This is a genomic window from Providencia sp. (assembly GCF_040396775.1).
In the GTDB taxonomy this organism is placed as follows: domain Bacteria; phylum Pseudomonadota; class Gammaproteobacteria; order Enterobacterales; family Enterobacteriaceae; genus Providencia.
This window is the reverse complement of sequence record NZ_JBEBNT010000016.1, coordinates 71,356-98,061: the sequence shown is the minus strand read 5'-3', so window position 1 is coordinate 98,061 and position 26,706 is coordinate 71,356. Positions and strand designations below refer to the sequence as shown.

The window sequence follows — 26,706 nt, the reverse complement described above, 5'->3', positions numbered from 1 at the left end:
CCGATAGTACCAACGTTAACGTGCGGTTTTGAACGTTCAAATTTTTCTTTAGACACGACTCTATTCCTTATGGAGTTCCCTCTTCACGATAAAGAAGGAACTTAAATTAAAGTAGTTAATCGATTTAAAATCGATTATTTAGCGTTACGAGCTTCGATAACAGCTTGTGCAACGTTGTTTGGTGCTTCATTGTACTTCAGGAACTCCATAGAGTATGAAGCACGACCTTGTGTCTGAGAACGCAGGTCAGTAGCATAACCGAACATTTCGGACAATGGTACTTGTGCACGAACGACTTTACCAGTAGCTAAGTCATCCATACCTTCAATCATACCACGACGACGGTTCAGGTCACCAATTACATCACCCATGTAGTCTTCTGGTGTTTCCACTTCGACTTTCATGATTGGCTCAAGCAGAACAGGTTTAGCTCTTTTGAAGCCTTCTTTAAACGCGATCGATGCCGCAAGTTTAAACGCCAGCTCAGAGGAGTCAACATCATGGTATGAACCGTAATGCAGACGAACACCCAATTTTACGACTGGGTAGCCCGCTAATGGACCAGATTTCAGCTGCTCTTGGATACCTTTGTCAACCGCAGGGATGAATTCAGTTGGAATCACACCACCTTTGATTTCATTGATGAACTCATAGTTCATCTCAGCACCGTCTTTGTCTTTCTTGTCCAGTGGGAAAATGTCAATAACGACATGACCAAACTGACCACGACCACCAGACTGTTTAGCGTGTTTACCTTCAACATCCTTCGCTTCGATCTGGATTGTTTCACGGTAAGCAACCTGAGGTTTACCAACGTTCGCTTCAACTTTAAATTCACGACGCATACGGTCAACCAGAACGTCTAAGTGCAGCTCACCCATACCCGCGATGATAGTCTGATTAGTCTCTTCATCACTTGATACACGGAAAGATGGATCTTCTTGCGCCAAACGGCCCAATGCAATACCCATTTTTTCTTGGTCAGCTTTCGTTTTTGGTTCAATTGCAACAGAGATTACTGGCTCTGGGAATTCCATACGCTCCAGGATGATTGGTGCATCAATCGCACACAAAGTATCACCAGTAGTAACGTCTTTCAGACCAATTGCCGCCGCGATGTCACCAGCGCGAACTTCTTTAATCTCTTCACGTTTATTAGCATGCATCTGAACGATACGGCCAAAACGTTCTTTTTTAGATTTAACTGGGTTCAGTACAGTATCACCTGAATTAACAACACCGGAATAAACACGGAAGAATGTCAGGTTACCAACGAACGGGTCAGTTGCAATTTTAAATGCTAAAGATGAGAACGGCTCTTCATCACTTGCATGACGTTCAGCAGGCGTGTCTTTACCATCGTCCAGCATACCATTGATTGCAGGTACGTCTGTTGGTGCTGGTAAGTAATCGATAACTGCATCCAGCATCGCCTGAACACCTTTGTTCTTAAATGCAGAACCACAGGTAACCAGGATAATTTCGCTTGCAAGAACACGTTGACGTAATGCAGCTTTAATTTCTGCTTCAGTCAGTTCTTCACCGCCCAGATATTTTTCCATCAGTTCTTCTGATGCTTCTGCTGCGGTTTCGATCAGGTTGTTGTGCCACTCTTCAGCTGCTTCTTGCAGGTTCGCAGGGATATCTTCGTATTCGAAGGTAACGCCCTGGTCTTCATCGCTCCACTTGATTGCTTTCATTTTCAGCAAGTCAACAACACCAGTGAACGACTCTTCTGCGCCGACTGGTAATTGCAGTGGAACTGCGTTAGCAGCTAAACGTGTTTTTAATTGCTCAACAACACGTAAGAAGTTCGCACCCATACGGTCCATTTTGTTAACGAACGCGATACGTGGAACTTTATATTTGTTAGCCTGACGCCATACAGTTTCAGACTGTGGCTGAACACCACCAACTGCACAGTAAACCATTACTGCGCCATCAAGAACACGCATAGAACGTTCTACTTCGATTGTGAAGTCAACGTGTCCTGGGGTGTCGATGATGTTTACACGGTGTGGCTCATACTGTTTTGCCATACCAGACCAGAATGCAGTAGTCGCAGCAGATGTGATAGTAATACCACGCTCTTGCTCCTGCTCCATCCAGTCCATTGTTGCTGAACCTTCGTGGGTTTCACCGATTTTATGGTTTACACCAGTATAGAACAGAATACGTTCAGAAGTAGTGGTTTTACCTGCGTCGATGTGTGCGCTGATACCGATATTACGGTAGCGCGCGATGGGCGTTTGACGGGCCATTTTTTCCTCTCTCGTGGGCGTTCAATTCTTCATATAAAGGGCAGCTGAAAGCTACCCTGAGATACATCACTAAGATTGGTAAGAGATTACCAACGGTAGTGTGCGAACGCCTTGTTAGCTTCTGCCATACGGTGAACGTCTTCACGTTTCTTAACGGATGAACCTTTGTTCTCAGCAGCGTCTGATAATTCATTTGCTAGGCGAAGTGCCATAGATTTATCACCGCGTTTACGAGCAGCATCAACGATCCAACGCATTGCCAGGGCATTACGACGAACCGGGCGAACTTCAACTGGAACTTGGTAAGTTGAACCACCAACACGGCGGGATTTAACTTCCACAGTCGGACGCACGTTATCCAGTGCTAATTCGAATGCATCAAGTTCAGTTTTACCAGAACGCTGAGCCAGAGTTTCAAGCGCAGTATATACAATTGCTTCAGCAGTAGATTTTTTCCCGTCTACCATCAGGATATTTACAAACTTGGCCAGTAATTCTGATCCGAACTTAGGATCTGGAAGAATTTTACGTTGACCTATTACGCGACGACGTGGCATGGATATGACTCCGTTGTTAATTCAGGTTTGTCCAAAACTCTACGAGAGTATTTTGACATTAAGATTAAAATGTTTGGCCTTACTTAACGGTAATCCATTAAGCCTTAGGTTTTTTCGCGCCGTATTTAGAACGAGCTTGCTTACGGTCTTTAACACCGGAACAGTCCAGTGCGCCGCGAACGGTGTGATAACGCACACCTGGCAAGTCTTTAACACGACCGCCACGGATAAGGATTACGGAGTGTTCCTGCAAGTTGTGGCCTTCACCACCGATGTAGGAAGATACTTCGAAACCATTCGTTAAACGAACACGGCATACTTTACGTAATGCTGAGTTTGGTTTTTTAGGAGTGGTAGTATATACACGAGTACATACGCCACGTTTTTGCGGGCAAGCTTCCAGTGCTGGAACGTTGCTTTTAACAACTTTCGAGCTACGAGATTTGCGTACCAGCTGATTAATAGTTGCCATTATTAAAAAAGCTCCTGGTTTTTTTGCTTCGTAAACACGGATTTTAACCTCGTTCGCCAACATGACGATACACGAGGACGCGAAATTTTATTGCCGACTGAGTCAGGTGTCAAGAAATATACAACTTTTAGTGCCTTTATAGGGCAAAATGTTGTTTTTGGACTTCGGTTAGCTTCACAAAACCTTGATATGTGACCACAGAAACGGCGGGTGATAGGGTATTTTGCAACCCTCGAGCGTTAATATCGACATCCAAGGCATATAATTGTGCCCCCGTTCTTTGTAATGCATCAAGGTAAGGTGACTGCGATATTGCAGTAGCCACGCCATCTTGCATCAATAAAACCGCGTCTTTATCTGTAATTAGGCGAAGTATGGCCGGAAAATCACAGTTAAACGGAGATGTTGCTAATGTATAAAGCATAGAAACGATCCTACTATAGATCAAAACGCAACCCAAGCTTAAAATATGAACAATTGGTTAAAATTTCAATACCACATCACAATCGGCTAATTTTAGCTGAATTTCACGTGCGCTGAGAATTTTAGGAGCAAGTACAAACTCGTTTATTTCTGATAATCCGCGTTCTTGAAGTGATTCCTGACAAAGATAAGTATTTTCAATGTCATATAGCGGCAATATTTTAAATGTTGCGATATAGTCCCGTGCAAGAATAGCTTTAGGTTGCTGGTTTGCTAACAGTTGAAAAACGCCATCAGCAATAAAAAACACCTCAATTTCATCCGTTAACGCAGATGTTGCCAGCAAGGCATCCAACCCTTCACGCCCACTTGCACTTCCATGGGGCATTGTTGTAAAAACGAAGGCGATTTTTTTCACGCGATACCTTACTTTCCTAAAATTGAAGGGTTCTATCTGCTGTCATCATCGCTTCAGCTAAGCTACCTAACCCACTCATCATAAACCCATCCGCCAAATTATTAGTGGATAATGATAAGTTTTGAGCCTGTTCTTGATCAACCACACCACGTCGTAGCGCCGCAGAAACACAAATGTGCATTTCACAACCCGCCTCTTTTGCCAATTGCTGCCAAGCCGCGAGTAAATTAAATTCGTCCGTTGCGGGGGATGTGAGTAAGTTTGCGTTCAGCACACCTTCACGATAAAAAAATACGGTTTTTAACGTGTGCCCTTCTGCAAGAAGGGCTTTAGCAAATTGATACGCACTTGCAGCTTGTTGCGTCCCATACGCTGGGCCCGTCACCAAGATGCAGTACGTTAATGGATTAGCGTGACTCATTCACCGCTCTTAAACTGACGAATGTATAAATAAACGGTGTGTTTTGAGATATTTAAGCGATCTGCCACTTGGTTAATCGCATCTTTGATATCGAAAATACCTTTTTCGTAGAGGTTCAGAACGACTTGTTTATTCTTCGCATTATTCGATACGTTACGATCCGCGCCCACTTCTTCAATGGTGTACTCTAATGTTTGAGCGACTAAGTCATCAACAGATGAGGCAAAGTTCACATCTGAAGTCACTTCTTGTTTTGTTTCTGGAACAAACGATTGAATAATTTCGGAGAAAGGTACATCTAAATTCATATTGATGCACAGTAAACCAATGACACGCTGCTTACGGTTGCGGATCGCAATCGTCACTGATTTCATTAAGTCGCCGCTTTTCGCTTTAGTAAAGTAGGCTTTAGAGACGCTAGATTCTTCATCTGCCATATCGTGCAGCATACGCAGCGCAAGGTCAGTAATTGGGGAGCCAATTTTACGCCCTGTGTGCTGACCGTTAGCAATCCTCACCGCAGAGCAATTCAGGTCTTCCAATGAGTGAAGAACGATTTCACAGTGCCCACCAATTAGCATTGCTAAGCCATCAACCGCCGCTTCATATGATTTTAAGATTTCGTGGTCGGTTTCAGCAAAAGGCTGGTTATCCAGTATATTAATATCGCTGAGGTCGTGTGACTGTAAAGAATCTGACATTTTCAACATCATCCTTCTAATGTAAACATTTCATCCAGTTGACTAATAAGGCATTCATTATTCGACTAATTTGCCTTTACTGCACCGCGTATAATCAACAATCGTGATGATAAATAATAAAATAGAGTCTTCTGAAGTTAAAACTCCAAGACGTCGCCGTCAAGCGAATGAATGCAAGACAGTCTGTTTTATCACAAGTTTTAAACAATTTGGGGATTTTTTTGCCGAAAATTCACCACGGTTAGACTCTGTTGCCACGCCAGGCAGTGACTTATCTAAAACTGGATCATAAGCCTTGATTCCGCATAATTTATAACGAAAAAAACAACTTACTTGCCGGTAAATATAAATTTTTCATTCTCTTTAATGAGTTTTATTAATAATACATTTAAATCGAAACCATAATTAAAACAATAAAATTATAATTTCTTACCATTTTATTTAGCCAGAATAGTATCAAGATATTATATTTAATCATTCAAACTTAATAATGATTTAATTCTATCCACATGCCAAATTAATTAATGAGGTTTATTTTGATTAAACGAAAAACCCACATGCTAATTATTTACTTCCTAATAGTTTCATTTAGTGAAATATATGACTTATTACTGATCATCACAGGTGCTGTCACAATATATGTTGATGAGCTGACTATCTATTCAATCGTCTTTACCTTACTGATTATGGTAATGCGCTCACTGCTACTTACCTCTGTACTAAATTATTCATTACATATTAAATCCATATTTAAACGTACTTTTGTGTTAGCCATTTCATTAATATTAATCGTTGACTTGATTAACCTTTTTGTATTCTATTTGTCAAATATTGATATTTCATATTTTACGCCTTTCCATATCATTAGAAATTCACCTAAAAATTTTATATTCTTAACCGTATTATCCACTGTATTTTCTTTATTTTTAAATAAGGAGCTTTCATGGCAAAAAACAAAAGTATCTTAATTTTTAGTGTGGTTTAATCGATAACCATGTATAGATTAATTTTCTTATTTGCATAAAAAAGCCCAAGACAAATGCCTCAGGCTTGATGACAACTAAAATCTATTTTATTTAGCAGCTGGTTTGATATCTAATAATTCAACATCAAAAACTAAAGTTGAGTTAGCTGGGATACCCGGAACGCCGTTTTCGCCATAGGCTAAATCAGCTGGGATCACTAACTGCATTTTGCCGCCTTTTTTCAGGTTTACTAAACCTTCAGTCCAGCCTTTAATGACTGAGTTTAATGGGATAGTCAGTGGCTCGTTACGTGAGTAAGAGCTATCGAACTCAGTACCATCAATCAGAGAGCCTTTGTAGTGAACAACAACAGTTTCATCAGCTTTAGGTTTAGCGCCTGTACCGTCTTTTTCAATTTTGTACAGTAAGCCAGATTTGGTTTTCACTACGCCTTTTTCTTTAGCGTACTTCTCACGATATTCAGCCCCTTTTTTCTCATTACTAGCTGATTCATCTTTCATTTTTTTATCGGCAGCTGCTTTCACTTGCCCTTCGAACTGACGCAGTGTTTCTTCAACTTCAGCATCGGTCATTTTGCTTTTGCCATTAAATGCATCTTGAACACCCGCTAATAATTGTGCGTTATCCAAGTTAATACCAATGGTTTTTTGTTCTTCTAATGAATTCTGCATGTAGCGACCTAAAGAAGCGCCCAGTGCATAAGCATTGCGCTCTTCCGCATTTTTAAATGCGCTACTTTGTGCTTTGGCTTCCGCTGCCATAACTTGCGGAGCAGTGAAAGTAAGTGCCAACGTTGTTGCCAGAAGACTTGCCTTAAACAGTGATTTCATCCTAATCTCCGATGATTTTAATACGAACCTATTTGAACAGTAAACCCAACGTTTACCATTCATTTTATGATAATGCCCCTAATGCTTTGGGTGCTCATTATTTATATGTGTTAGAAACAGTATAATCATTTCTTCAGACAACATTAACAAAAAGAGGTTTCATCGCCTATATGTTTAACTAAAACTTATCTGTTGATTTGTAATGTTCGGTTATTATGATGGTTTGATTATGATGAAAACGCCTAAGGAGAGTCGAAAATGGACTCGTCTCATTCATTCGAACAACGTTTAGAACTTTTAGAAAGCAAAGTGGCTTTCCAAGAATTAGCCATCGAACAGCTTAATCAGGTGATTACTGACCAACAAATGCAGTTGACGCGGATGCAGGAACATTTACGCATCGTGACGGAAAGACTGAAATCGTCGCAAGATTCCCTTTTGGCGCGACCAGAAGAAGAAACACCGCCGCCACATTACTGATAGCAACAAAAAAAGGAAGCTTTCGCTTCCTTTTCTTATTCTTCAACAAACACTAATACGACGTATTAGTGGCAGCCGCAGCCGCCTTGTTTGTGACCGTGGCCGTGACCTTCGCCACCACCACAGCAACCGCCTTCTGAACCGTGGCTATGACCGCCACCGCCACAGCAACCACCTTCGTGGTCGTGGTCATGGTCGTGACCATCTGCGCCATGAACGTGGCCATGTGCAATTTCTTCTTCTGTTGCTTCACGGATGCCCATGACTTCAACATTAAATTTCAGGTTTTGGCCTGCTAACATGTGGTTACCGTCAACGATAACTTCGTCGCCTTCAATCCCTGTGATTTCGACAGGAACTGGGCCCATGTCAGTATCAGCTAAGAAACGCATACCAACTTCCAACTCTTCAACACCCATAAAGACGTCTTTAGGAACGCGTTGAACTAAGTTGTCATCGTATTGACCGTATGCATCGTCAGAAGCCACTTCAACATCGAAGTTTTCACCAACAGAGCGGCCTTCTAACGCTTTTTCTAGACCAGAAATTAAAGAACCACGGCCGTGCAAATAGTCCAGTGGCGCACTTGCTGGGGACTCATCAACTAAAACACCGTCTTCTGTTCTTACTTGATAAGCCAAGCTGACCACCAAGTCTTTTGCTACTTTCATGACATCTCCTACTACCCGTAAGGGGAAAATTTTTTGCCAATTGTACCGAAAAACAATGATGATGTATTGAGAATTGACAAATTTCTCTTATTCAGGTGTAAAAATACCAATTACTTGCTCTTTTTGTCTCACGTGTTCAGTGGCAACCTCCCCCGCTTGACGCTGCTGGTCGCCACAATTGACGCACTCGACCACATCAATTTTATCTTCACGCCACATCATCAACGTATCTTGTGATTGGCATTTCGGGCAGGTTGCGCCTGCAATAAAACGCTTACGAGTTGAAGCCATTTCTTACCCTTATTGTTCATTGTTCCAGCTATGTGGCTGTCGGTGTTCTCTTTGCATCTCTTTTTCAAATAGCTCGTTGAGCTCACGACGCGCTTCTTTCACACGTGAAATTTGCCCGCTATCGCTATTTTCACCTTCGGGATAGACATCCCGCAACATGCGCATATCTAAACGACGGAAATGCTGTTTTGCCCGATAAGCTTTGTGTGGATGCATACCGGTACTAATTAATGCCTTGCCACCTAACTCAAGGGCGCTAGAGAATGTTTCACGGCTAAAATCAGTCACACCACTGTGCAACAATTCATGCGCTTCCAAACGGCCTTTTGCTCGAGCAATAATATGCAAGTTAGGGAAATTTTCTTGGCAAATTCGCACAATTTCCATCACTTCCTCTGGCACATCACTCGTTATCACGATGGCTTTAGCTTTATCCGCCCCTGCTGAGCGCAGTAATTGCAGCTCCCGCGCATCACCGTAATACACGGTATAGCCATAACGCCGCATTGTGCCAATCGCAGTCACATCTTGTTCCAGTACCGTGATTTTGACTTTATTCGCCATTAATAAACGCCCAACCACTTGCCCCATGCGGCCAAATCCAACCAAAATAACATGCGGGTCGTTATCTTCCACAAAAGGTTTTTCACTGGATGCGGGCTGCTGATTATAACGGTAGTTCAAATAGGCATCTATCAGCTGCATCACAAGTGGCGTTGTCATCATCGAAAGTGTGACCACCACCAGCAAAAGGTCCATTTGGCGCTCATCAATCACACTCGCCCCAAAAGCCGTGGCATAAATGACAAAAGCAAATTCACCACCTTGGCTTAAGACACCTGAAAATTGGGCTCGCGCACCGTTACGTAGTCGAGCAGCAAAACCAAGCAAGTACAGCACCAAGGCTTTAACTGCCACTAAAACCACTACCGCAATCAATACTTGTGGTAAATAGGTCCACAATACCTGTAAATTAAGCGACATACCCACGGAGATAAAAAATAGCCCCAATAGTAAGCCCTTAAATGGCTCAATGTTGATTTCCAGTTCATGGCGAAATTCTGTTTCTGCCAACATGACTCCCGCCATAAAGGTGCCTAACGCCATCGAAAAACCGAGGCTTTCCATAATCAACGCCGAACCTAATACCACTAAGAGCGCGGCGGCGGTAAAAATTTCATGTACACCCGATTTTGCGGCTAGCCTAAACAGCGGACGTAATAAGTAGCGCCCCACCACCCACAGTCCGACAAAAGCGACAACTTTTAAGCCTATCTTTTGCCAATCACTGGTTGCCGTGTCCCCTGCCAATAAGGGGATTAACGCCATGATCGGGATCACCGCCATATCTTGGAATAACAAAACGGAAAAACCGAGCTGGCCGCTTTCTTTATTCGACATTCCCTTTTCGTTCATCAGTTGCAATGCCATCGCCGTCGATGACATCGCCATCCCTAGCCCCCCAACAATGGCGGCTTGCCACGAAAATTTGGCTAAAAACAGCAGTGATGCCATGATTGCCGCAGTAATCACCACTTGAACGGTGCCTACGCCAAAAATCGAACGCCGCAGCTCCCATAGCTTAGAGGGTTTTAACTCCAAACCAATTAAGAACATGAGGAACACGACGCCCATTTCAGAGAAGTGCAAAATATCATCAACATTATGGATAAAGCCAAGTACAAATGGCCCAATCATAATCCCCGCCAATAGATACCCAAGTACCGCGCCCAACCGAATTTTCTGGGCAATAGGCACCATGATGACACCTGCACAGAGGAAAATGATGACAGATTCAAATAATCCCATATCTGACATTAGGAAAGCCCTCCCGCACTTAGCGGTTGTTGTATCCATTGGCGGTAGTCATCAATCAGCTGTTGAAAATGGGCTTTAGGCTGCCGACGTGCCGCATAAATAATGGTCGGCTCCAGCCATTGCATATCACACATCAATGCGGTCAATTCAAATGGACGAAGTATTTCTGTTAAAGGGTAACGATTGTACCCATCGTGTTGGTAGGCATGGATAGGCTCACCTGTTGTAATCACTGAGCGCCAATATTTGCCTTTTAATTTTTGATACCCCATATCCGTGGCGAAACGGCGCGTTAATACACGATCAAACCACTCTTTCAATAATGCGGGGCAACTATAAGTATAGAGCGGATGCTGAAAAACAATCACATCATACAAGCACAGTAGCTTTTGCTCCGCAGTCACATCAATAAAATAATCGGGGTATGTCGCGTATAAATCATGCACCGTGACATGTTCAAAATCGCGCACCGCATCAAGCAACGCCTTGTTGGCGATAGATTCATCAGGGTCTGGGTGGGCATAGACCACCAGTACTTTTGGTGTATTTGACATCTTTCCCTCCTCAAAGGCGTGTCAGACGGAACATTTTCCGTTACCATGCTGCCTGCTAAATAGAGTTTACGCCCTAAATATTGCAGTATTCGTATTATTATTCGAACGTATATACGTTGGTAATTTAACATATTTTTAATAGACGGTTGCTATGATTGTTTTCTCTTCACTCCAAATTCGTCGAGGCGTTCGTGTTCTTTTGGACAATGCCACGGCGACGATTAACCCTGGCCAAAAAGTTGGTTTAGTGGGTAAAAACGGCTGCGGTAAATCGACGCTGCTTGCGCTGTTAAAAGGCGAGCTACAGGCTGAAGCAGGCTCGGCAACGTTTCCAAGCAACTGGTCTATGGCATGGGTCAACCAAGAAACCCCTGCATTAGATGTGCCAGCACTCGAATATGTCATTGACGGTGACCGTGAGTTTCGTGCCCTTGAGCAAAAACTGGTCCAAGCTAATGAAAAAAATGATGGTCACGCCATTGCTGTCGTCCATGGGCAATTAGATGCTATCGATGCATGGACAATCCGTTCGCGTGCATCCAGTTTGCTTCATGGTTTAGGTTTCAGCCAAGCGCAATTAGACTCCCCGGTGAAATCGTTTTCCGGTGGATGGCGGATGCGTTTGAACCTCGCGCAGGCGCTACTTTGCCGCTCTGATTTGCTGCTACTCGATGAGCCCACCAACCACCTTGATTTAGATGCCGTGATTTGGCTGGAAAAATGGCTGAAAAGCTACCAAGGCACGTTAATCTTAATTTCCCATGATAGGGATTTCCTCGATCCAATTATTGATAAAGTGTTGCATATCGAACAAGAAACGATGTTCGAATACACGGGCAACTACTCGTCGTTTGAACGCCAGCGCGCAACAAAGCTGGCTCAGCAACAAGCACTGTATGAAAGCCAGCAGGCTAAAGCCGCACACTTACAAAGCTATATTGACCGCTTTAGAGTGCAAGCCACCAAAGCAAAACAAGCGCAAAGCCGTATTAAGATGTTGGAAAAAATGGAAATGGTGGCACCTGCACACGTGGATAACCCCTTCCATTTTTCATTCCGTAAGCCTGAAAGTCTGCCAAATCCATTATTAAAGATGGAAAAAGTAAGCGCAGGTTACGGTGAAAAAATTATTTTACAATCAATTAAACTGAATCTGGTTCCAGGTTCACGCATTGGATTACTGGGTCGCAATGGCGCAGGTAAATCTACGTTAATTAAGATGTTAGCAGGTGATTTACCGCCGTTACAAGGGGAAATATCCCTCGCCAAAGGTATCAAGTTGGGCTATTTCGCCCAGCACCAATTGGAATATTTGCACCCAGAAGAGTCCCCCTTGCAGCACCTTGCACGCCTTGCCCCTGAACAAACAGAGCAGCAGCTGCGTGATTATTTAGGTGGCTTTGGTTTTAAAGGTGACCAAGTGACAGACCCGAGCGGTCGTTTCTCTGGCGGAGAAAAAGCACGTTTGGTGTTAGCGCTGATTGTTTGGCAACGCCCGAACCTGTTGTTACTCGATGAGCCAACCAACCACTTGGATTTAGACATGCGCCAAGCCCTCACCGAAGCCTTGATGGCATTCGAAGGTGCATTAGTCGTCGTTTCCCATGATAGGCACTTACTACGCACTACCACTGATGAACTGTATTTAGTTCACGGCGGTGCAGTAGAACAATTTGATGGTGATTTAGAAGATTACCAACAATGGCTTGCCGAGCAAAACAAGCTTGAATTGCAGCAAGTGCGTGACCAGCAAGAAAAAGACAAACCTGCAGCGGCGGCAACAGTCACTGCGCAAGATAGAAAAGATCAAAAACGTCGTGAAGCGGAGTTTCGCCAACTGACTCAACCAATCCGTAAAAAAATTACGGAGTTGGAAAAGCAGATGGAGAAATATTCCACATCACTGAGCGAGTTAGAAGCGAAACTTTCTGATGCCGCAATTTATGAGCAAGATAAAAAAGCGGAGCTGACCGAGTGTTTGAAAAAACAAACGGAGCAAAAATCTGCCCTTGAAGACGTTGAAATGGAATGGATGGAACTGCAAGAAAAGCTGGAAGTGATGACCCGTGAGTTTGAGGCTGGCTAGTTATTCCTCCACTAATTAACACTCAAAAAAGCGCTTGTTCCTTGATCAGATAAGCGCTTTTTATTTACCCTAATTTTGGTTATCCACCCTCTTAATTGCATAAATGCACAGTGCAGTTGTGCAATTAAAAACGTGCTGCTACAATGCCACATCTTTGCCATTTTTCAAGGAGTGAAAATGCAACAGAGTGAGGATGACTGCAAATTACAGTTTAGAGAAAAATACTTAGGTTTATTCTATCAATACGGCACGGTTCATAAGGCGATACCTTCAAACATTCAAGCTGTACTTGCTAGAAAATTGGATATGTTGAATGCAGCCATTATTTTAAATGATGTAAAAAGCCCACCAGGTAATAGGCTGAAAAAATTAAACTCACCGTTGGAAAGCTACTACTCAATAAGAGTCAATAACCAATATCGTTTAATTTTTAAATGGGAAAATGGTATCAAAGATCTATACCTAGATCCTCATAAAGACGTCTAACACCGAATAAGTGAATGGTAACTAGGTTCTATCACCTGCGAGCTTACCATACCTAAAAATAATTAATTTTGTTCGAAAAAGATGACAAGGAGAAAACCATGCAAGCGATGCGAAAACCCGCAAGTGTTGGTGACGTGTTACTTTATGAATATCTCATACCCACAGGTATGAAAATTAACGAGCTTTCTGAGCTACTCGGCGTTCATAGAAATACCATTAGCGCATTAGTGAATAATAATCGAAAATTATCTATCGATATGGCCTTCAAACTTGCAAAAGCTTTTAATACCAGCAAAGACTATTGGTTAAATCTTCAACAAGCTGTTGATATTTGGGAAGTAAGAAGTGATCCTCGACTACAGGCGGAAATAAATAACGTCATATTTTATAAAGATTTTTTAAATGAAAAAGCGAAAGAAATTGCTTAATTTAACTCCCCTCATGATGAGATGAGGGGATTTTTAGCATTAATTCGTCACACACATCACATAATACTGCCCATCGATAATTTCAGTTCCTTCGGTTTCATGTTCGAAACCAGGGAACTCACTATCCCACGCTTGTAGGCTGTGTAAGTAACCAATATGTGGGCTGTTTTTATCTCCAAAGCTTTCCCCTGATAGCAACATCGGGATACCCGGTGGATACGGAATAATCGAATTGGCGGCAATACGCCCTGCGAGTTTATCGAGCGGGACGGCTTCCACACGGTTAGCGACAATTTCTTGGTACGCATCCCGTGGGCTCATCATCACTTCAGGCAGTTGTTCATAGGCTTGGTTTAATTGCCCACCAGGGTTATTTTTTTGCAGATAAGCAAACATTTTATCGCCTAAGTCACGCAGTCCCATATGGCCATATATTTCAGGGGCGCTTTCCACCACTTCTGGCAGCACCTTCTTTAACCCCGTGTTATTGTCATAATGGCGTTTAAAGGAAAGCAGCGCATTGACCAAAGTCCCCCACTTACCTTTGGTGATCCCCATAGAAAACAAGAACATAATTTGGAAATCAGTTGTCCGTGTTGGCACAATACCATAATGATTTAACCATGCTGTGACCAACGCTGCGGGAACCCCTGTGTCCAGCAACTTGCCATTATCCCCCATTCCTGGTGACAAAATACTGACTTTAATCGGGTCAAGCATCGCCCAGTTTTCAGGGATATCTTTAAAACCGTGCCATTTATCCTCAGGGTTCATTACCCAGCAGCTCTGCTCTTTCATCAGCAACTCAACAGGGGCATCTTCAAAGGCATAACGTTTCCCTGTCGCAGGGTCTTTCACCATCTCCTGATTCCATGGCTTAAAGAACCATTCATCATCATTGAGAAACTCTTTATACAAGTAACCCAGTGATTGACGAAAATCGATAGATTCACGAATAACTTCGTCGGTAAGTGAACGCCCACTATTACCATCCATCATATCCGCTGCAATATCGTTTGAGGCGCAAATCGCGTACAGCGGCGAGGTGGTGGCATGCATATGATAAGCTTGATTAAAGCGATTGAAATCAATCGAATTTCGGCCATTTCTGATGTGAATAAATGATGCTTGGGATAACGCATTTAATAATTTATGCGTAGAGTGTGTGGCGAAGATGGTCGGTTCATCGCCATTTCTCGGTTCATCTCGCATGGCAAAATGGTCATGATAAATCGGATTAAAACGCGCATAGCCATACCACGCCTCATCGAAATGGATTCTATCTAAGGATTTATCCAGTAAATCCTGTACCTTGCGCGCATGGTAGCACACGCCATCATAGGTACAGTTCGTAACAACACTATAAGCCGGACGCTTACCGATTTTGTCCGATGTTAGCGGGTTTTTAGCAATTTTTTCTGCAATAGCTTCAGGTGTCATCTCTTTCGGGTAAATGGGGCCAATAATCCCATAGCGATTGCGACTTGGAGTCATGTACACTGGCTTAGCCCCTGTCAAAATCAATCCTTGTTCAATCGATTTATGGCAATTTCGGTCGATGACCACAACGTCTTCATCGGTCATGCAGGCTTGCATAATCGTTCGATTAGAACCCGATGTGCCAACAACTACAGAGTAAGATTGGTCAGCCCCGAAGATGCGCGCCGCATTTTTTTCACATTCGCCAAATGCCCCAGTGTGGTCAAGTAATGACCCCACTGCGACTCGCTCAATGCCAATATCGGTGCGGAATAAATTCTCACCAAAAAAGTCGTGATAAATACGCCCCGCCGGTGTTTTGGTAAAGCCAACGCCGCCTTGGTGCCCCGGTGCCGCCCACGAATATTCGTGTATATCACTGTATTTAATTAAGCTTTTCATTAATGGCGGCAGCAACTGCGCACGGTAGCGAATAATCGCAGCAAGGACACGCCCTGCAATAAAGTCGGCTGAATCCTCTAAAATCCATGCAAATTCATCGACTTGCTCCATCATTTTCCGGTCAAAAGCCGTTAGTGCTTCCTCACGATCACTCAGCAAGAAGACAGGCACATCTTCTTGTCGACGGTGAAGTTGGGTAATTAACTGATGAGCTTGAGTTTGTTCTTGCTTGTCTGACATATCGCGGCCGTATAGCAAGCAATCAATACTGGTGTTTGAACGAATGTAAGCCATACCATCTTCAAAATCGCGAATAATCACGGTTTCAACGTGTTCATCGTTCAATTCACTTGCCAGCCTTGCAACGGCGTGGCTAATAACGGAATCTTCGTCAGTTAGCTCAGTATAAACAATGAGTGCTCTCATCAATAATTCCCCTTTGAATATTTCAAATTTAAATACTTATGACTTTAGTCTTAACGCAAATATATATTTATTGCAAAGTTATCGATGAGTTATAAGACAAAAGACTATTCATCTAAATTATTGATTGCCATTCTCGCATTCATAACTAACGACTTGGCTTTAGCCTCGCGTTTTTGCAGCAATGCCATAAAAATGAGATCGGTTATGGTGTTTTGTGCAGTTCGGGATGAAATAGAGGAACTACGCCACTCATCTTCTTCTGCAATACTTTCAATTACGTAATCAGAGAGTTGTGCCAGCGGTGAATGCCGATCACGCGTAATAGCAATAACCGATGCGCCCTGCTTACGCGCAATATTCGCCGCACTCAGCATGTCTTTCCGCTTGCCCGTAAACGAAATCACAATCTGTACATCATTGGAATTTAACGTTAAAGCCGCTGCAATTTGTACATGATGGTCAAATTCAACTAATGTGGTGATCCCGATTTTTTGTAGCTTGTAGCTTAAATCCTTCGCCGTTAACCCCGAGCCGCCGATCCCCACGATTTGTACTCGTTGTGATTTATCGATTAACTCCACAACCCGTTCAAACTGTTTGAAATCAATGTGCTTTGTTGTCTCAGTAATCGAATGGTTTTTCTCCATCGCCAGTTTTTGTGCCACCACCATCAAGTTATCATTTGGCGCAATGCGATTATGTAATGCAGTATGAGCCGTCCCTTCATTGAGTTTCTGGCGCCCAATGATTTCACTCAGTGCCAATTTCAGGGCTGGGTACCCCTTAACCCCCACTTTTTGGCTAAACTTCACAATAGCAGACTGGCTAACATTTAGTTTTTCGGCCAGCTCCGATGAAGACAAACTCAGTATATTTTCTGGATTTTCAAGGATAAATTGCGCAATTTTACGTTGATTATCGGCTAATCTCGGTAGTGAATATGTAATGACGTCCAGTAATGTCATGGTGATATCTCCAAACAGGTGCTCATTTCAAGTCTTCAAAAAAAAAGAATAATAAATTATTCCTACCAAACTTAATCGATACGTGAAAAATAACTAAATAAATTCAATATAAAGCCATTTTTTAACCTGAGATTTTTTACATAATATTCCTTTATATTCGCAAATTAGAATAGATATCGGCGTGATCTCAATCACACCAAAGGAATAAATAATTCCTTAGTATTAGCACAATATCTGAATTAGGAGCAATTTTTATGACTATCGATTTAAGCAAAATGGTAACGGAAAGCCGTAATGCAGCCAGTACTAATATCGACCAGCTTTCAACGGTTGATATGCTGCATGTGATTAATAATGAGGACAAACTCGTTCCGTTAGCGGTTGAAAAAGTGCTCCCTGAAATTGCACAGTTGGTTGACAAAGTTGCAGATGCATTTCTAAAAGGCGGTCGATTGGTTTACTCAGGCGCAGGCACATCAGGGCGTTTAGGCATACTTGATGCCAGTGAATGCCCACCAACGTATGGAACACCTCATGAACAAGTCATCGGCCTCATTGCTGGTGGCCATCAAGCTATTTTCCGCGCTGTCGAAAATGCGGAAGATAAACCAGAGCTAGGTGAGCAAGACCTGAAAAATATCCAATTTAATGAAAACGATGTGCTAGTTGGTATCGCGGCAAGTGGGCGTACCCCATATGTATTAGGCGCTTTAGCCTACGCAAACTCTGTCGGCGCTACCACCGCAGCTATTAGCTGTAACCCAAATAGTCCCATCGCCAATGCGGCTGATATCGCAATCACCCCTGTCGTTGGCGCAGAAGTCGTCACAGGCTCTTCTCGCATGAAAGCAGGCACGGCTCAAAAATTAGTTCTGAATATGATCACCACAGGCGCGATGATCCGCATCGGCAAGGTATTTGGTAACTTGATGGTGGATGTCGAAGCCACGAATGCCAAGTTAATTGAAAGACAAACTAAAATTGTTATGGAGGCAACTGACTGCGACCGAACCACCGCTGAAAACGCACTTCAACAATGTGACAGACACTGTAAGACGGCCATTTTGATGGTGTTATCGGGCCTGAATGCCGATGAGGCTCGTCAACTGCTCTCAAACAATAACGGTTTTATTCGTACAGCACTCAAGATGGCATCCTCCGCCTAATCCGCGGATTTTAATGAGAAAAATAGTATGGCTAAAATAACAATAGAAATGATGCAGCAGATCCTGCAACAGGCTGGGGGTCGTCGCAATATTAAATTAGCGGGCAACTGTATGACTCGCTTACGGCTCACACTCAACAATGAGCAACTCGTTGATAAAACCGCACTCAAACAAATCGCAGGCGTGCTTGGCGTTATTGAAAGTGACGAACAATTGCAAATTGTTCTTGGCCCGGGTAAAGCCCAAACCGCTGCGGACTTAATGAACAAAATATTAGAGGATGAAGAAGATGAGCATGATGAACAGCCTCATCAAACCCAAGACCTCAACGAAATTGCCTCTGCCAATAAGCAGCAGCTGAAAAAGAAACAAACCAGCGCAGTACACCGTTTTCTCTCAAAATTTGCCACTATCTTTACCCCATTAATTCCTGGGTTTATTGGGGCGGGTCTATTGATGGGGATCGCGTCATTACTTGGCCTGTTAGTCGCCAATGAAAACTTGTTCCCACCAGACTCCCAGCAGTTGGGCTGGTTAAAAAGCGCTATTGCCTACCTCGCCATATTCGGTAAAGGTTTATTTACCTTTATGGGGCTATTAATTGGCTACAACGCCCAGAAAGCCTTTGGGGGGAGCGGTGTTAACGGTGCAATTATTGCCGCCTTATTTATTTTAGGCTACGACCCTGAGGCAACAAAAGGCTTCTATTCAGGGATGTCGAACTTCTTTGGTTGGCACATTGACCCTCGCGGTAACATCATAGGGATTCTAATTGCCTGTATTTTCGGTGCGTGGGTAGAAAAACAAGTCCGTAAAATTATTCCATCCAGCCTTGATATTATTCTGACCTCAACTATTACTTTGTTAATTGTTGGTGCAGCAACCTTTATCTTTATCATGCCGATTGGTGTTTGGCTGTTCGACGGAATGTCGTGGTTATTTATGCACTTAAATGGTAACCCTATAGGCACCGCAGTCTTAGCAGGGCTGTTCTTGATCGCGGTGATGTTTGGGGTTCACCAAGGGTTTATCCCTGTTTACGTTGCCTTAGTGGACGCTCAAGGGTTTAACTCGCTATTCCCGATACTCGCGATGGCCGGTGCAGGCCAAGTCGGTGCAGCGCTTGCTTTATATGTGAAAGCGAAAAAAGGCTCAGTAACCCGTGGTCAAATCGGTGGTGCTCTGTTCCCTGGCTTCTTAGGCATTGGTGAGCCACTGATTTACGGTGTCACACTCCCCCGTGTTAAACCATTTGTCACTGCGTGTTTAGGTGGCGCGGCAGGAGGGTTCTTTATCGGTGCGGTGGCATGGATGGGACTGCCTGTCGGTTTAAATACCGTGTTTGGCCCATCGGGGTTAATAGCCATTCCCTTAATGACCTCAGGGCAAGGCGTTCTCGCTGGGATGGCAGTATATGCGGGCGGCATATTGGTTTCGTATGTCTGTGGTTTCCTTTTTACGTACCTATTTGGCAGTAAAGGCGTCGATTTAAGTTAATCTCGCTCAAAGCAAAAAAGCAGCCTGATGGCTGCTTTTTTGCTTTGACAATATAAGTTGTAGCTTATAGATTTAACAATAGATTATCACTTATGCAAGGATGCATCGTGTGGACAGTAATATTAACCTCTCATTTTGAAAATTGGCTAAATAAGCAAAACGTACCCATTCAAGAGAAAGTCTTAGCCGCTCTTGGGAACCTAGAAACCTATGGTCCTAAACTGCCTCGTCCCTATGCTGATACCATTAAAGGCTCAAAATATAGCAATATGAAAGAGTCAAGAATTCAACATTCGGGGAAGGCTCTACGCGCATTTTTTGCCTTTGATTTCAAACGTCAAGCTATTGTGTTATACGCAGGAGATAAAAGTAATAACAAACGTTTTTATCAAACAATGATTCAAATTGCTGATAATGAATTTATGGCATACCTTGCACTCATGGAGAAAAAAAATGAAAACACTGCGTGACGCAATTGCTGAACGTTCCCCTCAAAGTCAATCTAAAATCAAAGCCTTAACTGAAGAAATGGTACTCGAAACAGGCCTCCAGTTATTACGAGAAGAACTGAATATTTCCCAAAAAATGCTAGCTGAAAACCTGGGTATTTCACAACCTGCGATTACACAAATTGAACAACGGGGAAATGACCTAAAACTTGCCACGTTAAAACGCTACGTCGAAGCGATGGGCGGGAAACTTAGCCTAACTATCGAATTACCAACGGGTCACGACCATATTTTTCATATATAGATATGCCAAGAAGCTAAGCATACTTAGCTTCTTGGGTACAGGCATTACTCCAACCAAATCAATGGTACGCACAGTGCGGTCAGCAATCCCATCGTCCAGTTAAAAATAAACCATGCACGGCGGCTACGAAGAAACAAACTGATTAATGAACCAAACCCCATCCAAATAAGGCCTGCCACCAAATTCACAATCACAAAAGCGATACTCATCATGATAATTGATTGAGTGAATAACTCGCCGGGCAGGCTAAACCCGCCAACAGCCCCTAACCCCATCATCCATGCTTTTGGGTTTAAAAACTGCAATAAGCCGCCCTGATACCAAGTCACACTTTTTGCCACTTCGCTATTTGCTTTAAGTGGTGCATAATTTGCCGTCGCGGTTTTCCATGCAAGCCACAATAAGTAAATACTCCCTGCAATTTTTAAGACGATATGGATAGCAGGATATAGCAGTAAAAGCGCAGCAATCCCAAATGCAGAGAGGTAAAGTATGGACTGCATACCTAGCATGATCCCTAGGCAGAGTGTGATAGTACGACGAAAACCATAGTTTGCTGCGCTTGAGGTCAGCAACATATTGTTAGGGCCGGGTGTGACAGCTGCAATGAATAGAAATGTAAAAAGTGAAAAAATCAGCCCCAGTGTCATTTATACTTTAATCCTCAAACTCAAATTTGTTTACTTGCATCACAAAAAAATAACAGTATGTTATGTGACTCACAAGAGTCCCCATTAAATAAAATAAGGCTATGTCAGAAAACTTTCGTCCGATAAGTTGGGCTAAGAATCCACACCTCCAAACGTTGTTGCCAAGAATTTTTCGCAGGACACCGAAAATTAAACCTCTTTGGCAGAGACTTGAATTGCCTGATGGCGATTTTATCGATCTTGCTTGGAGCGAAAAACCTGAGCTCGCTGCACATAAGCCGCGTTTAGTTATTTTTCATGGGTTAGAAGGCAATTTTAAAAGCCCCTATGCCCACGGCATGTTAGAAAGCGCACAAAACCAAGGTTGGTTAGGTGTCATTATGCATTTTCGTGGTTGCAGCGGTGAGCCGAATCGCCAGCAGCGTATCTATCATTCAGGTGAAACCACCGATGCGCGCTATTTTTTGCGCTGGCTCAAGCAAACTTTTGGTGATACACCAACTGCGGCTGTGGGTTATTCCCTTGGTGGCAATATGTTAGCGTGTTATCTCGCTGAAAGCGGTCAAAATGCAGATGTCGACGCAGGTGTGGTGGTCTCCGCACCATTAATGTTGGAAGCCTGTTCATTGCGTATGGAAAAAGGGATCTCCCAATTTTATCAACGCTATCTGCTCAATGGTTTAAAGCGCAATGCGACTCGAAAACTGGTTCGCTACCCTGGTTCGTTACCCTTAAATTTATTACAGCTAAAACAACTGAAACGTATTCGTGAATTCGATGATGTTATCACCGCTCGCATTCATGGCTTTGATGATGCAACGGATTATTATCAAAAATGTAGCGCACTCCCTAAGCTTGCCTATATTACGAAACCAACGTTAATCATTCATGCCAAAGATGATCCTTTTATGGCACCTGAAGTCGTTCCTGATTTATCACATTTACCTAAAAATGTGGAATATCAAATGACTGAGCATGGTGGCCACGTGGGCTTTGTGAGTGGGACATTAAGAAAGCCCCAAATGTGGCTAGAATCCCGAATTCCACAATGGCTAACCCCTTATTTAAATAAGGAAAAAGAATGATTATTCCTTGGCGAGAGATTGCGCCTGAAACACTGGAAAATCTGATTGAAAGCTATGTGTTACGCGAAGGCACCGACTACGGCGCCCAAGAAAAAAGCCTGCAAGATAAAGTGAACGATGTGAAACGGCAGTTAGTTTCTGGCGAAATTGTGCTAGTCTGGTCAGAATTGCATGAATCCGTTAATTTCATGCCTAAAGCCCGCTAACCCGCTTCGTTCGCTGTTTCTGAAATAGTGGCCATAAGCGCAACACAGGGAGTCCGCTATGTCCAAAAAACACCCGATCATTGCCATCACTGGCTCAAGCGGTGCTGGTACGACCTCAACTAGCCAAGCATTCCGTAAAATATTCCATCAATTAAATATCCAATCTGCCACGCTAGAAGGCGACAGCTTCCATCGTTATACGCGCCCTGAAATGGATATGGCAATTCGTAAAGCCAGAGAGCAAGGCCGTCATATTAGTTATTTTGGCCCAGAAGCCAATGACTTCGCGCTACTTGAGCAAACACTGGTGGATTACGCTAAAACGGGCTGTGGGAAATCACGAAAATACCTGCACACCTACGACGAAGCAGTGCCTTATGGTTTACAACCAGGTACGTTCACCCCTTGGGAATCGTTACCCGAAAAAACGGATGTGCTGTTTTATGAGGGCCTACACGGTGGGATAGTGACACCTGAACACAATGTCGCACAACATGTTGATTTATTGGTCGGTGTTGTACCTATCGTAAACTTAGAGTGGATACAAAAGCTTATCCGTGACACCACTGAGCGTGGGCACTCCCGAGAAGCGGTAATGGATTCGGTGGTACGTTCGATGGGGGATTACATTAACTACATCACGCCACAATTTTCTCGTACCCATATTAACTTCCAACGGGTGCCGACTGTGGATACCTCAAACCCATTTTCAGCGAAAGCCATTCCTTCACAAGATGAAAGCTTTATCGTTATTCGTTTTCGTGGGCTTGAACAAATCGACTTCCCCTACCTGCTATCAATGATATCCGGCTCTTTCATTTCCGCTATGAATACTATTGTTGTACCTGGCGGGAAATTAGGCTTAGCGATGGAATTAATTATGACGCCAATAGTTGAAAAACTCATTAGCCAGAAACATAGCTAAATTGTTTTTTGATTATTAAACAAGATGCTTACCAATAATTAAGATAAGCATCTTTCCATTCAAATATATTAATAATAATTAAATTTATTTTTAATTTTTTATTTCAAAGCTATGGGTCACTTCGACGGTTTTTTCTAACATCAATGCGACCGAACAATATTTTTCAGCCGAAAGTTGAACAGCACGTTCAACGGCTTTATCCGTTAATTCATTCCCTGTTACAATAAAATGCAAATGGATTTTAACGAAATAACGTGGCGCCTCTTCACGGCGCTGAGAGGTTAATTTCACTTCACAGTCGGTAATGTCATTACGGCCTTTTTGTAAGATGGATACCACGTCAATCGCGCTACAACCGCCCGCAGCCATTAAAACCATCTCCATTGGGCTTGGTGCTTTATCGCCAGCGTTACCATCCATCATCACTTGGTGGCCTGACGCTGACTCACCTAAAAAAGTGAGTCCTTCTACCCATTTAACTCTTGCTTCCATTTTATTCCCCTTGAAATGAAATCGATTTAAAGGCTACATTGTTCCATAGATATAATGAATGTTATATCAGCTTTATTCTGCTGAAGCGATACAGGGAAGACTTTCTGTATTGGATATGCTACAAACAATACTTAGTTGATAGGATTAAGATCAAAACTCAACGTTGTATTTGATTATATTATAGTGTTGATATCAGTTTGTTTCCCCTAACCATGAAAAGCGATTGATGCAATGTTGCTCTTCCTGTTATTTAGGGTATATAAGACAAATTAATATGCTAAGCTAGTGACTTTAAAGCCAGCCTTTCTGGTACGCTTTTCCGGATGGCTGCAATAACATACAGAGGATAACGCTAATGGTTCTCGGCAAGCCACAAACAGACCCTACTCTTGAATGGTTTTTGTCACACTGCCATATTCATAAGTATCCATCCAAGAGCACACTGATCCATCAGGGTGAGAAAGCAGAAACCCTTTACTACATCGTTAAAGGTTCAGTGGCTGTTTTAATCAAAGATGAAGAAGGCAAAGAAATGATCCTCTCCTACCTGAATCAGGGGGATTTCATTGGTGAGCTTGGATTATTTGAAGAAGGGCAAGAACGTACTGCGTGGGTTAGAGCAAAAATCGCCTGCGAAGTTGCTGAAATTTCTTACAAAAAATTCCGTCAATTGATTCAGGTAAACCCTGATATCTTAATGCGCCTTTCTGCGCAAATGGCAAGCCGCCTGCAAACTACGTCAGAAAAAGTGGGCAACCTCGCCTTCTTAGACGTAACAGGCCGTATCGCACAAACGTTACTGAATCTAGCCAAACAACCTGATGCCATGACGCATCCAGACGGGATGCAAATCAAAATCACCCGTCAGGAAATTGGCCAAATCGTTGGTTGTTCCCGTGAAACTGTTGGCCGTATTTTGAAAATGCTGGAAGATCAAAACTTAATCTCCGCGCATGGTAAAACCATTGTTGTTTACGGTACACGATAATTAACCTTTCGCCTCACTCCCTTGGTGGGGCGCACACTTTCAAATAGCGTTGTATCATGGGTATAACGCTATTTCCCCAAAATACGATTGTTTTATATATCATTTTTAAATGAGTGTCGTTTCTTTATATTTTTTTAGCTAGTGTTCAAACTAAGATAATGGTAACAAAACCATTATTAGGAATAACATTAGCTATGACTATAAATATTAACTCAACGCTTAAAAATGAAAAGTTAATTAACACTAATGATAAAGCTAGCCCACAAATAAAAAGCCTATCATTATCCACGGAAATCAGAAAAGCGACTAATATTGGGGGATACAAGACTGATAAGCCAAACTATCAAAAACAGTATTTTGCAATGCCGACCTGTCATTTTGAACCATGCGAGCAAAGGGAAGTTAACCAGTTAAAATATTCGCCACCAGTAGAAAAAATCACATTACCTTATAAATATCATGAAAAAATTGAAACTCATGATCAGTTCTTAATTCTAAAAGCCCCTCGTATTTTTAACCATACAGTTTCAAGAAAAAATGATTCATTTACCAGTAAAAAACAGGATACCGAATTAATGTCAATTGATAAAATAAGCACTCCAGAAACCAAAACTTTTAAAGACTTTCATTTAAATCGCTCTGCAAGTCGATTCTCAAATTTAATATTAGAATTAAAATCAACCCATGAAAAGAGCATACGCTATTTAAAAAATAAATTTAATAAAAATAACAATGAAGAACCATGCGTAAAGTTTGAAATTGGAAAGACTAAGATTATAGATAAAGCCGCTATAGCCAAAAAAAGTTTAATAAAACAACACGAAAAAATTAATGACGCTAAGGCTACAAGTAATATCATCTATACAACTCAACAACAAAAATTAGATTTATGTAATAATTATAAAATTCTACTCGATGAAATAAATATAGTTGAATCAAAAGCTAATGTTCTGATAATGGAAAGCTCAAAAGATGAAAATCAATCCAAATACCATGAGCTATTTGAAGAATCAAATATTATAGACATGATTAATTCATCAGAACTAACAAATTGTAGACTCAAGGAAATCAACGATATCTTTAATGAAATGAAATCGGTCATTAAAATGCTCGAAGATTATATAGATGAGTCTGAATCAAATGAAAAATTAGCTTGGGATGATTATGATATTAACTCACATAGTTTATCAAATGAAACTCCAAACACACAGAATAAAAAAACAATTAAACAAGACAGTTCGCAATATATTATTGATAATGCAATACATATAATCAATAAATTAAATCTTGATATTATCAGTGAAAATACAAAGAATGAGCTTAATGAATTTTTTAATGATAATCGTCAAAGCTCAACATCTAACCTTTATTCGAGTAATGAAAGCTTAAGCTCTGATTCCTCGGCTTATCATTCAGATAGTAACTTTTTCTCAAGCAGTTCAAAGTATTCTTCAACCGAATCGTTGTATCAAGAAAAAGATAATAAAGAAAACTCTAGTGATATACATAAAAGCTCTAAAAAGCAAATACAAACCGAAAAAATGAAACTATTAACAAAAGGAAATAGTTCAACAGGCTATATTTATCCTTCTCGACGCGCTCAGGCAAGTCGGCCCACTAACGATCAGATATTAGAAAAACTTGATAAAGAAATAGCTAGATTAACACGACAGAAAGAAGAAAATCAGCAAATAGTAGATATATTTGGAGATGCAGAAACACAAGTCAATCAATTAATATCAGAAGCCAAAAAGAACATTTAAAAAACAAATTGGTAGAGGTATGAATA

At 42.1% G+C, this 26,706-nt stretch carries 29 protein-coding genes; 13 read left to right on the top strand and 16 right to left on the bottom strand.

Going from position 1 to position 26,706, the window contains the following annotated elements; genetic code table 11:
* Positions 1 to 134: 134 nt before the first annotated feature.
* The 8 genes from fusA to fkpA all read right to left on the bottom strand — a co-directional run bounded on the left by fusA (position 135) and on the right by fkpA (position 7,069).
* The gene (gene fusA / locus ABWP91_RS15635; RefSeq protein ID WP_353244031.1) at positions 135 to 2,261 is read right to left on the bottom strand and encodes an elongation factor G; all 2,127 of its coding nucleotides are present in this window, start codon (positions 2,259 to 2,261) and stop codon (positions 135 to 137) included.
* 86 nt (positions 2,262 to 2,347) lie between these two features.
* Complete coding sequence (gene rpsG / locus ABWP91_RS15630) at positions 2,348 to 2,818, bottom strand: 30S ribosomal protein S7 (RefSeq protein WP_219245461.1); 471 nt, start codon at positions 2,816 to 2,818, stop codon at positions 2,348 to 2,350.
* Between the two features lie 97 nt (positions 2,819 to 2,915).
* Positions 2,916 to 3,290: a 30S ribosomal protein S12 gene (gene rpsL, locus ABWP91_RS15625; protein WP_004265905.1), complete on the bottom strand. Its 375-nt coding sequence runs from the start codon at positions 3,288 to 3,290 to the stop codon at positions 2,916 to 2,918.
* Positions 3,291 to 3,426: 136 nt separating this feature from the next.
* Complete coding sequence (gene tusB, locus ABWP91_RS15620; protein WP_353244030.1) at positions 3,427 to 3,714, bottom strand: sulfurtransferase complex subunit TusB; 288 nt, start codon at positions 3,712 to 3,714, stop codon at positions 3,427 to 3,429.
* A 57-nt stretch (positions 3,715 to 3,771) separates the two neighbouring features.
* Positions 3,772 to 4,131: a sulfurtransferase complex subunit TusC gene (gene tusC / locus ABWP91_RS15615; RefSeq protein ID WP_353244029.1), complete on the bottom strand. Its 360-nt coding sequence runs from the start codon at positions 4,129 to 4,131 to the stop codon at positions 3,772 to 3,774.
* Between the two features lie 16 nt (positions 4,132 to 4,147).
* Positions 4,148 to 4,552, bottom strand: a complete 405-nt coding sequence (gene tusD, locus ABWP91_RS15610; RefSeq protein WP_353244028.1) for a sulfurtransferase complex subunit TusD — start codon at positions 4,550 to 4,552, stop codon at positions 4,148 to 4,150.
* Positions 4,549 to 5,253 (bottom strand): helix-turn-helix transcriptional regulator, encoded by a 705-nt coding sequence (locus ABWP91_RS15605; protein ID WP_206084803.1) that lies wholly within the window; start codon positions 5,251 to 5,253, stop codon positions 4,549 to 4,551. Before ABWP91_RS15605 ends, tusD begins: the two co-directional genes overlap by 4 nt.
* A 1,072-nt stretch (positions 5,254 to 6,325) precedes the next feature.
* Positions 6,326 to 7,069, bottom strand: coding sequence for an FKBP-type peptidyl-prolyl cis-trans isomerase (gene fkpA / locus ABWP91_RS15600; RefSeq protein ID WP_353244027.1), 744 nt, complete (start codon positions 7,067 to 7,069; stop codon positions 6,326 to 6,328).
* A gap of 258 nt (positions 7,070 to 7,327) precedes the next feature.
* On the opposite strand from fkpA, the gene ABWP91_RS15595 reads away from it, so the two are divergent.
* Positions 7,328 to 7,549 (top strand): SlyX family protein, encoded by a 222-nt coding sequence (locus tag ABWP91_RS15595; protein WP_353244026.1) that lies wholly within the window; start codon positions 7,328 to 7,330, stop codon positions 7,547 to 7,549.
* Positions 7,550 to 7,614: 65 nt separating this feature from the next.
* Here ABWP91_RS15595 and slyD read toward each other — a convergent pair whose 3' ends face one another.
* The 4 genes from slyD to kefG all read right to left on the bottom strand — a co-directional run bounded on the left by slyD (position 7,615) and on the right by kefG (position 10,883).
* The gene (gene slyD, locus ABWP91_RS15590) at positions 7,615 to 8,220 is read right to left on the bottom strand and encodes a peptidylprolyl isomerase (RefSeq protein ID WP_219245454.1); all 606 of its coding nucleotides are present in this window, start codon (positions 8,218 to 8,220) and stop codon (positions 7,615 to 7,617) included.
* Between the two features lie 87 nt (positions 8,221 to 8,307).
* Positions 8,308 to 8,511, bottom strand: a complete 204-nt coding sequence (locus ABWP91_RS15585) for a YheV family putative zinc ribbon protein (protein WP_206084808.1) — start codon at positions 8,509 to 8,511, stop codon at positions 8,308 to 8,310.
* A 9-nt stretch (positions 8,512 to 8,520) separates the two neighbouring features.
* Positions 8,521 to 10,329, bottom strand: a complete 1,809-nt coding sequence (gene kefB, locus ABWP91_RS15580) for a glutathione-regulated potassium-efflux system protein KefB (RefSeq protein WP_353244025.1) — start codon at positions 10,327 to 10,329, stop codon at positions 8,521 to 8,523.
* Complete coding sequence (gene kefG / locus ABWP91_RS15575; protein ID WP_219245452.1) at positions 10,329 to 10,883, bottom strand: glutathione-regulated potassium-efflux system ancillary protein KefG; 555 nt, start codon at positions 10,881 to 10,883, stop codon at positions 10,329 to 10,331. Before kefG ends, kefB begins: the two co-directional genes overlap by 1 nt.
* Positions 10,884 to 11,034: 151 nt before the next feature.
* On the opposite strand from kefG, the gene ABWP91_RS15570 reads away from it, so the two are divergent.
* The 3 genes from ABWP91_RS15570 to ABWP91_RS15560 all read left to right on the top strand — a co-directional run bounded on the left by ABWP91_RS15570 (position 11,035) and on the right by ABWP91_RS15560 (position 13,883).
* Complete coding sequence (locus tag ABWP91_RS15570; RefSeq protein WP_353244024.1) at positions 11,035 to 12,969, top strand: ABC transporter ATP-binding protein; 1,935 nt, start codon at positions 11,035 to 11,037, stop codon at positions 12,967 to 12,969.
* Between the two features lie 177 nt (positions 12,970 to 13,146).
* Positions 13,147 to 13,455 carry a type II toxin-antitoxin system RelE/ParE family toxin gene (locus tag ABWP91_RS15565; protein ID WP_353244023.1) on the top strand — a complete coding sequence of 103 codons (309 nt, stop codon included), beginning with the start codon at positions 13,147 to 13,149 and terminating at the stop codon, positions 13,453 to 13,455.
* 98 nt (positions 13,456 to 13,553) lie between these two features.
* Positions 13,554 to 13,883: a HigA family addiction module antitoxin gene (locus tag ABWP91_RS15560; RefSeq protein ID WP_353244022.1), complete on the top strand. Its 330-nt coding sequence runs from the start codon at positions 13,554 to 13,556 to the stop codon at positions 13,881 to 13,883.
* Positions 13,884 to 13,922: 39 nt separating this feature from the next.
* Here ABWP91_RS15560 and adiA read toward each other — a convergent pair whose 3' ends face one another.
* Both adiA and ABWP91_RS15550 read right to left on the bottom strand, forming a co-directional pair.
* Complete coding sequence (gene adiA / locus ABWP91_RS15555) at positions 13,923 to 16,190, bottom strand: arginine decarboxylase (RefSeq protein ID WP_353244021.1); 2,268 nt, start codon at positions 16,188 to 16,190, stop codon at positions 13,923 to 13,925.
* 104 nt (positions 16,191 to 16,294) lie between these two features.
* Positions 16,295 to 17,155, bottom strand: coding sequence for a MurR/RpiR family transcriptional regulator (locus ABWP91_RS15550; RefSeq protein WP_353244020.1), 861 nt, complete (start codon positions 17,153 to 17,155; stop codon positions 16,295 to 16,297).
* A gap of 254 nt (positions 17,156 to 17,409) precedes the next feature.
* Here ABWP91_RS15550 and murQ point away from each other — a divergent pair, with 254 nt between their 5' ends.
* The 4 genes from murQ (at position 17,410) to ABWP91_RS15530 (ending at position 20,571) form a co-directional block, all read left to right on the top strand.
* A complete protein-coding gene (gene murQ / locus ABWP91_RS15545) occupies positions 17,410 to 18,321 on the top strand; it encodes an N-acetylmuramic acid 6-phosphate etherase (RefSeq protein ID WP_353244019.1) in 912 nt (303 codons plus the stop codon).
* A gap of 27 nt (positions 18,322 to 18,348) precedes the next feature.
* On the top strand, positions 18,349 to 19,818 hold the full coding sequence (murP, locus tag ABWP91_RS15540; RefSeq protein ID WP_353244018.1) for a PTS N-acetylmuramic acid transporter subunit IIBC: 1,470 nt from the start codon (positions 18,349 to 18,351) through the stop codon (positions 19,816 to 19,818).
* A gap of 107 nt (positions 19,819 to 19,925) precedes the next feature.
* Positions 19,926 to 20,288 (top strand): type II toxin-antitoxin system RelE/ParE family toxin, encoded by a 363-nt coding sequence (locus ABWP91_RS15535; RefSeq protein ID WP_353244017.1) that lies wholly within the window; start codon positions 19,926 to 19,928, stop codon positions 20,286 to 20,288.
* Positions 20,272 to 20,571, top strand: a complete 300-nt coding sequence (locus ABWP91_RS15530; protein ID WP_353244016.1) for a helix-turn-helix domain-containing protein — start codon at positions 20,272 to 20,274, stop codon at positions 20,569 to 20,571. The genes ABWP91_RS15535 and ABWP91_RS15530 overlap by 17 nt, the downstream gene beginning before the upstream one ends.
* 44 nt (positions 20,572 to 20,615) lie before the next feature.
* Here the strand turns inward: ABWP91_RS15530 and ABWP91_RS15525 are convergent, their stop codons facing one another.
* Positions 20,616 to 21,221, bottom strand: a complete 606-nt coding sequence (locus tag ABWP91_RS15525; RefSeq protein WP_219245444.1) for a LysE family translocator — start codon at positions 21,219 to 21,221, stop codon at positions 20,616 to 20,618.
* A gap of 101 nt (positions 21,222 to 21,322) precedes the next feature.
* Here ABWP91_RS15525 and ABWP91_RS15520 point away from each other — a divergent pair, with 101 nt between their 5' ends.
* From ABWP91_RS15520 to ABWP91_RS15510, 3 genes are read left to right on the top strand one after another with little or no spacing between them, the layout of a single operon-like run.
* Positions 21,323 to 22,306, top strand: coding sequence for a hydrolase (locus ABWP91_RS15520; RefSeq protein ID WP_353244015.1), 984 nt, complete (start codon positions 21,323 to 21,325; stop codon positions 22,304 to 22,306).
* Complete coding sequence (locus ABWP91_RS15515) at positions 22,303 to 22,512, top strand: YheU family protein (protein WP_353244014.1); 210 nt, start codon at positions 22,303 to 22,305, stop codon at positions 22,510 to 22,512. The genes ABWP91_RS15520 and ABWP91_RS15515 overlap by 4 nt, the downstream gene beginning before the upstream one ends.
* A 58-nt stretch (positions 22,513 to 22,570) precedes the next feature.
* Positions 22,571 to 23,437, top strand: coding sequence for a phosphoribulokinase (locus ABWP91_RS15510; protein WP_219245441.1), 867 nt, complete (start codon positions 22,571 to 22,573; stop codon positions 23,435 to 23,437).
* Positions 23,438 to 23,527: 90 nt separating this feature from the next.
* On the opposite strand, the gene ABWP91_RS15505 is transcribed toward ABWP91_RS15510, so the two are convergent.
* A complete protein-coding gene (locus tag ABWP91_RS15505; protein WP_353244013.1) occupies positions 23,528 to 23,929 on the bottom strand; it encodes an OsmC family protein in 402 nt (133 codons plus the stop codon).
* Positions 23,930 to 24,284: 355 nt separating this feature from the next.
* On the opposite strand from ABWP91_RS15505, the gene crp reads away from it, so the two are divergent.
* Positions 24,285 to 24,917 (top strand): cAMP-activated global transcriptional regulator CRP, encoded by a 633-nt coding sequence (gene crp, locus ABWP91_RS15500; RefSeq protein ID WP_004262556.1) that lies wholly within the window; start codon positions 24,285 to 24,287, stop codon positions 24,915 to 24,917.
* A gap of 194 nt (positions 24,918 to 25,111) precedes the next feature.
* Complete coding sequence (locus ABWP91_RS15495) at positions 25,112 to 26,680, top strand: hypothetical protein (RefSeq protein WP_353244012.1); 1,569 nt, start codon at positions 25,112 to 25,114, stop codon at positions 26,678 to 26,680.
* Positions 26,681 to 26,706 lie beyond the last annotated feature (26 nt).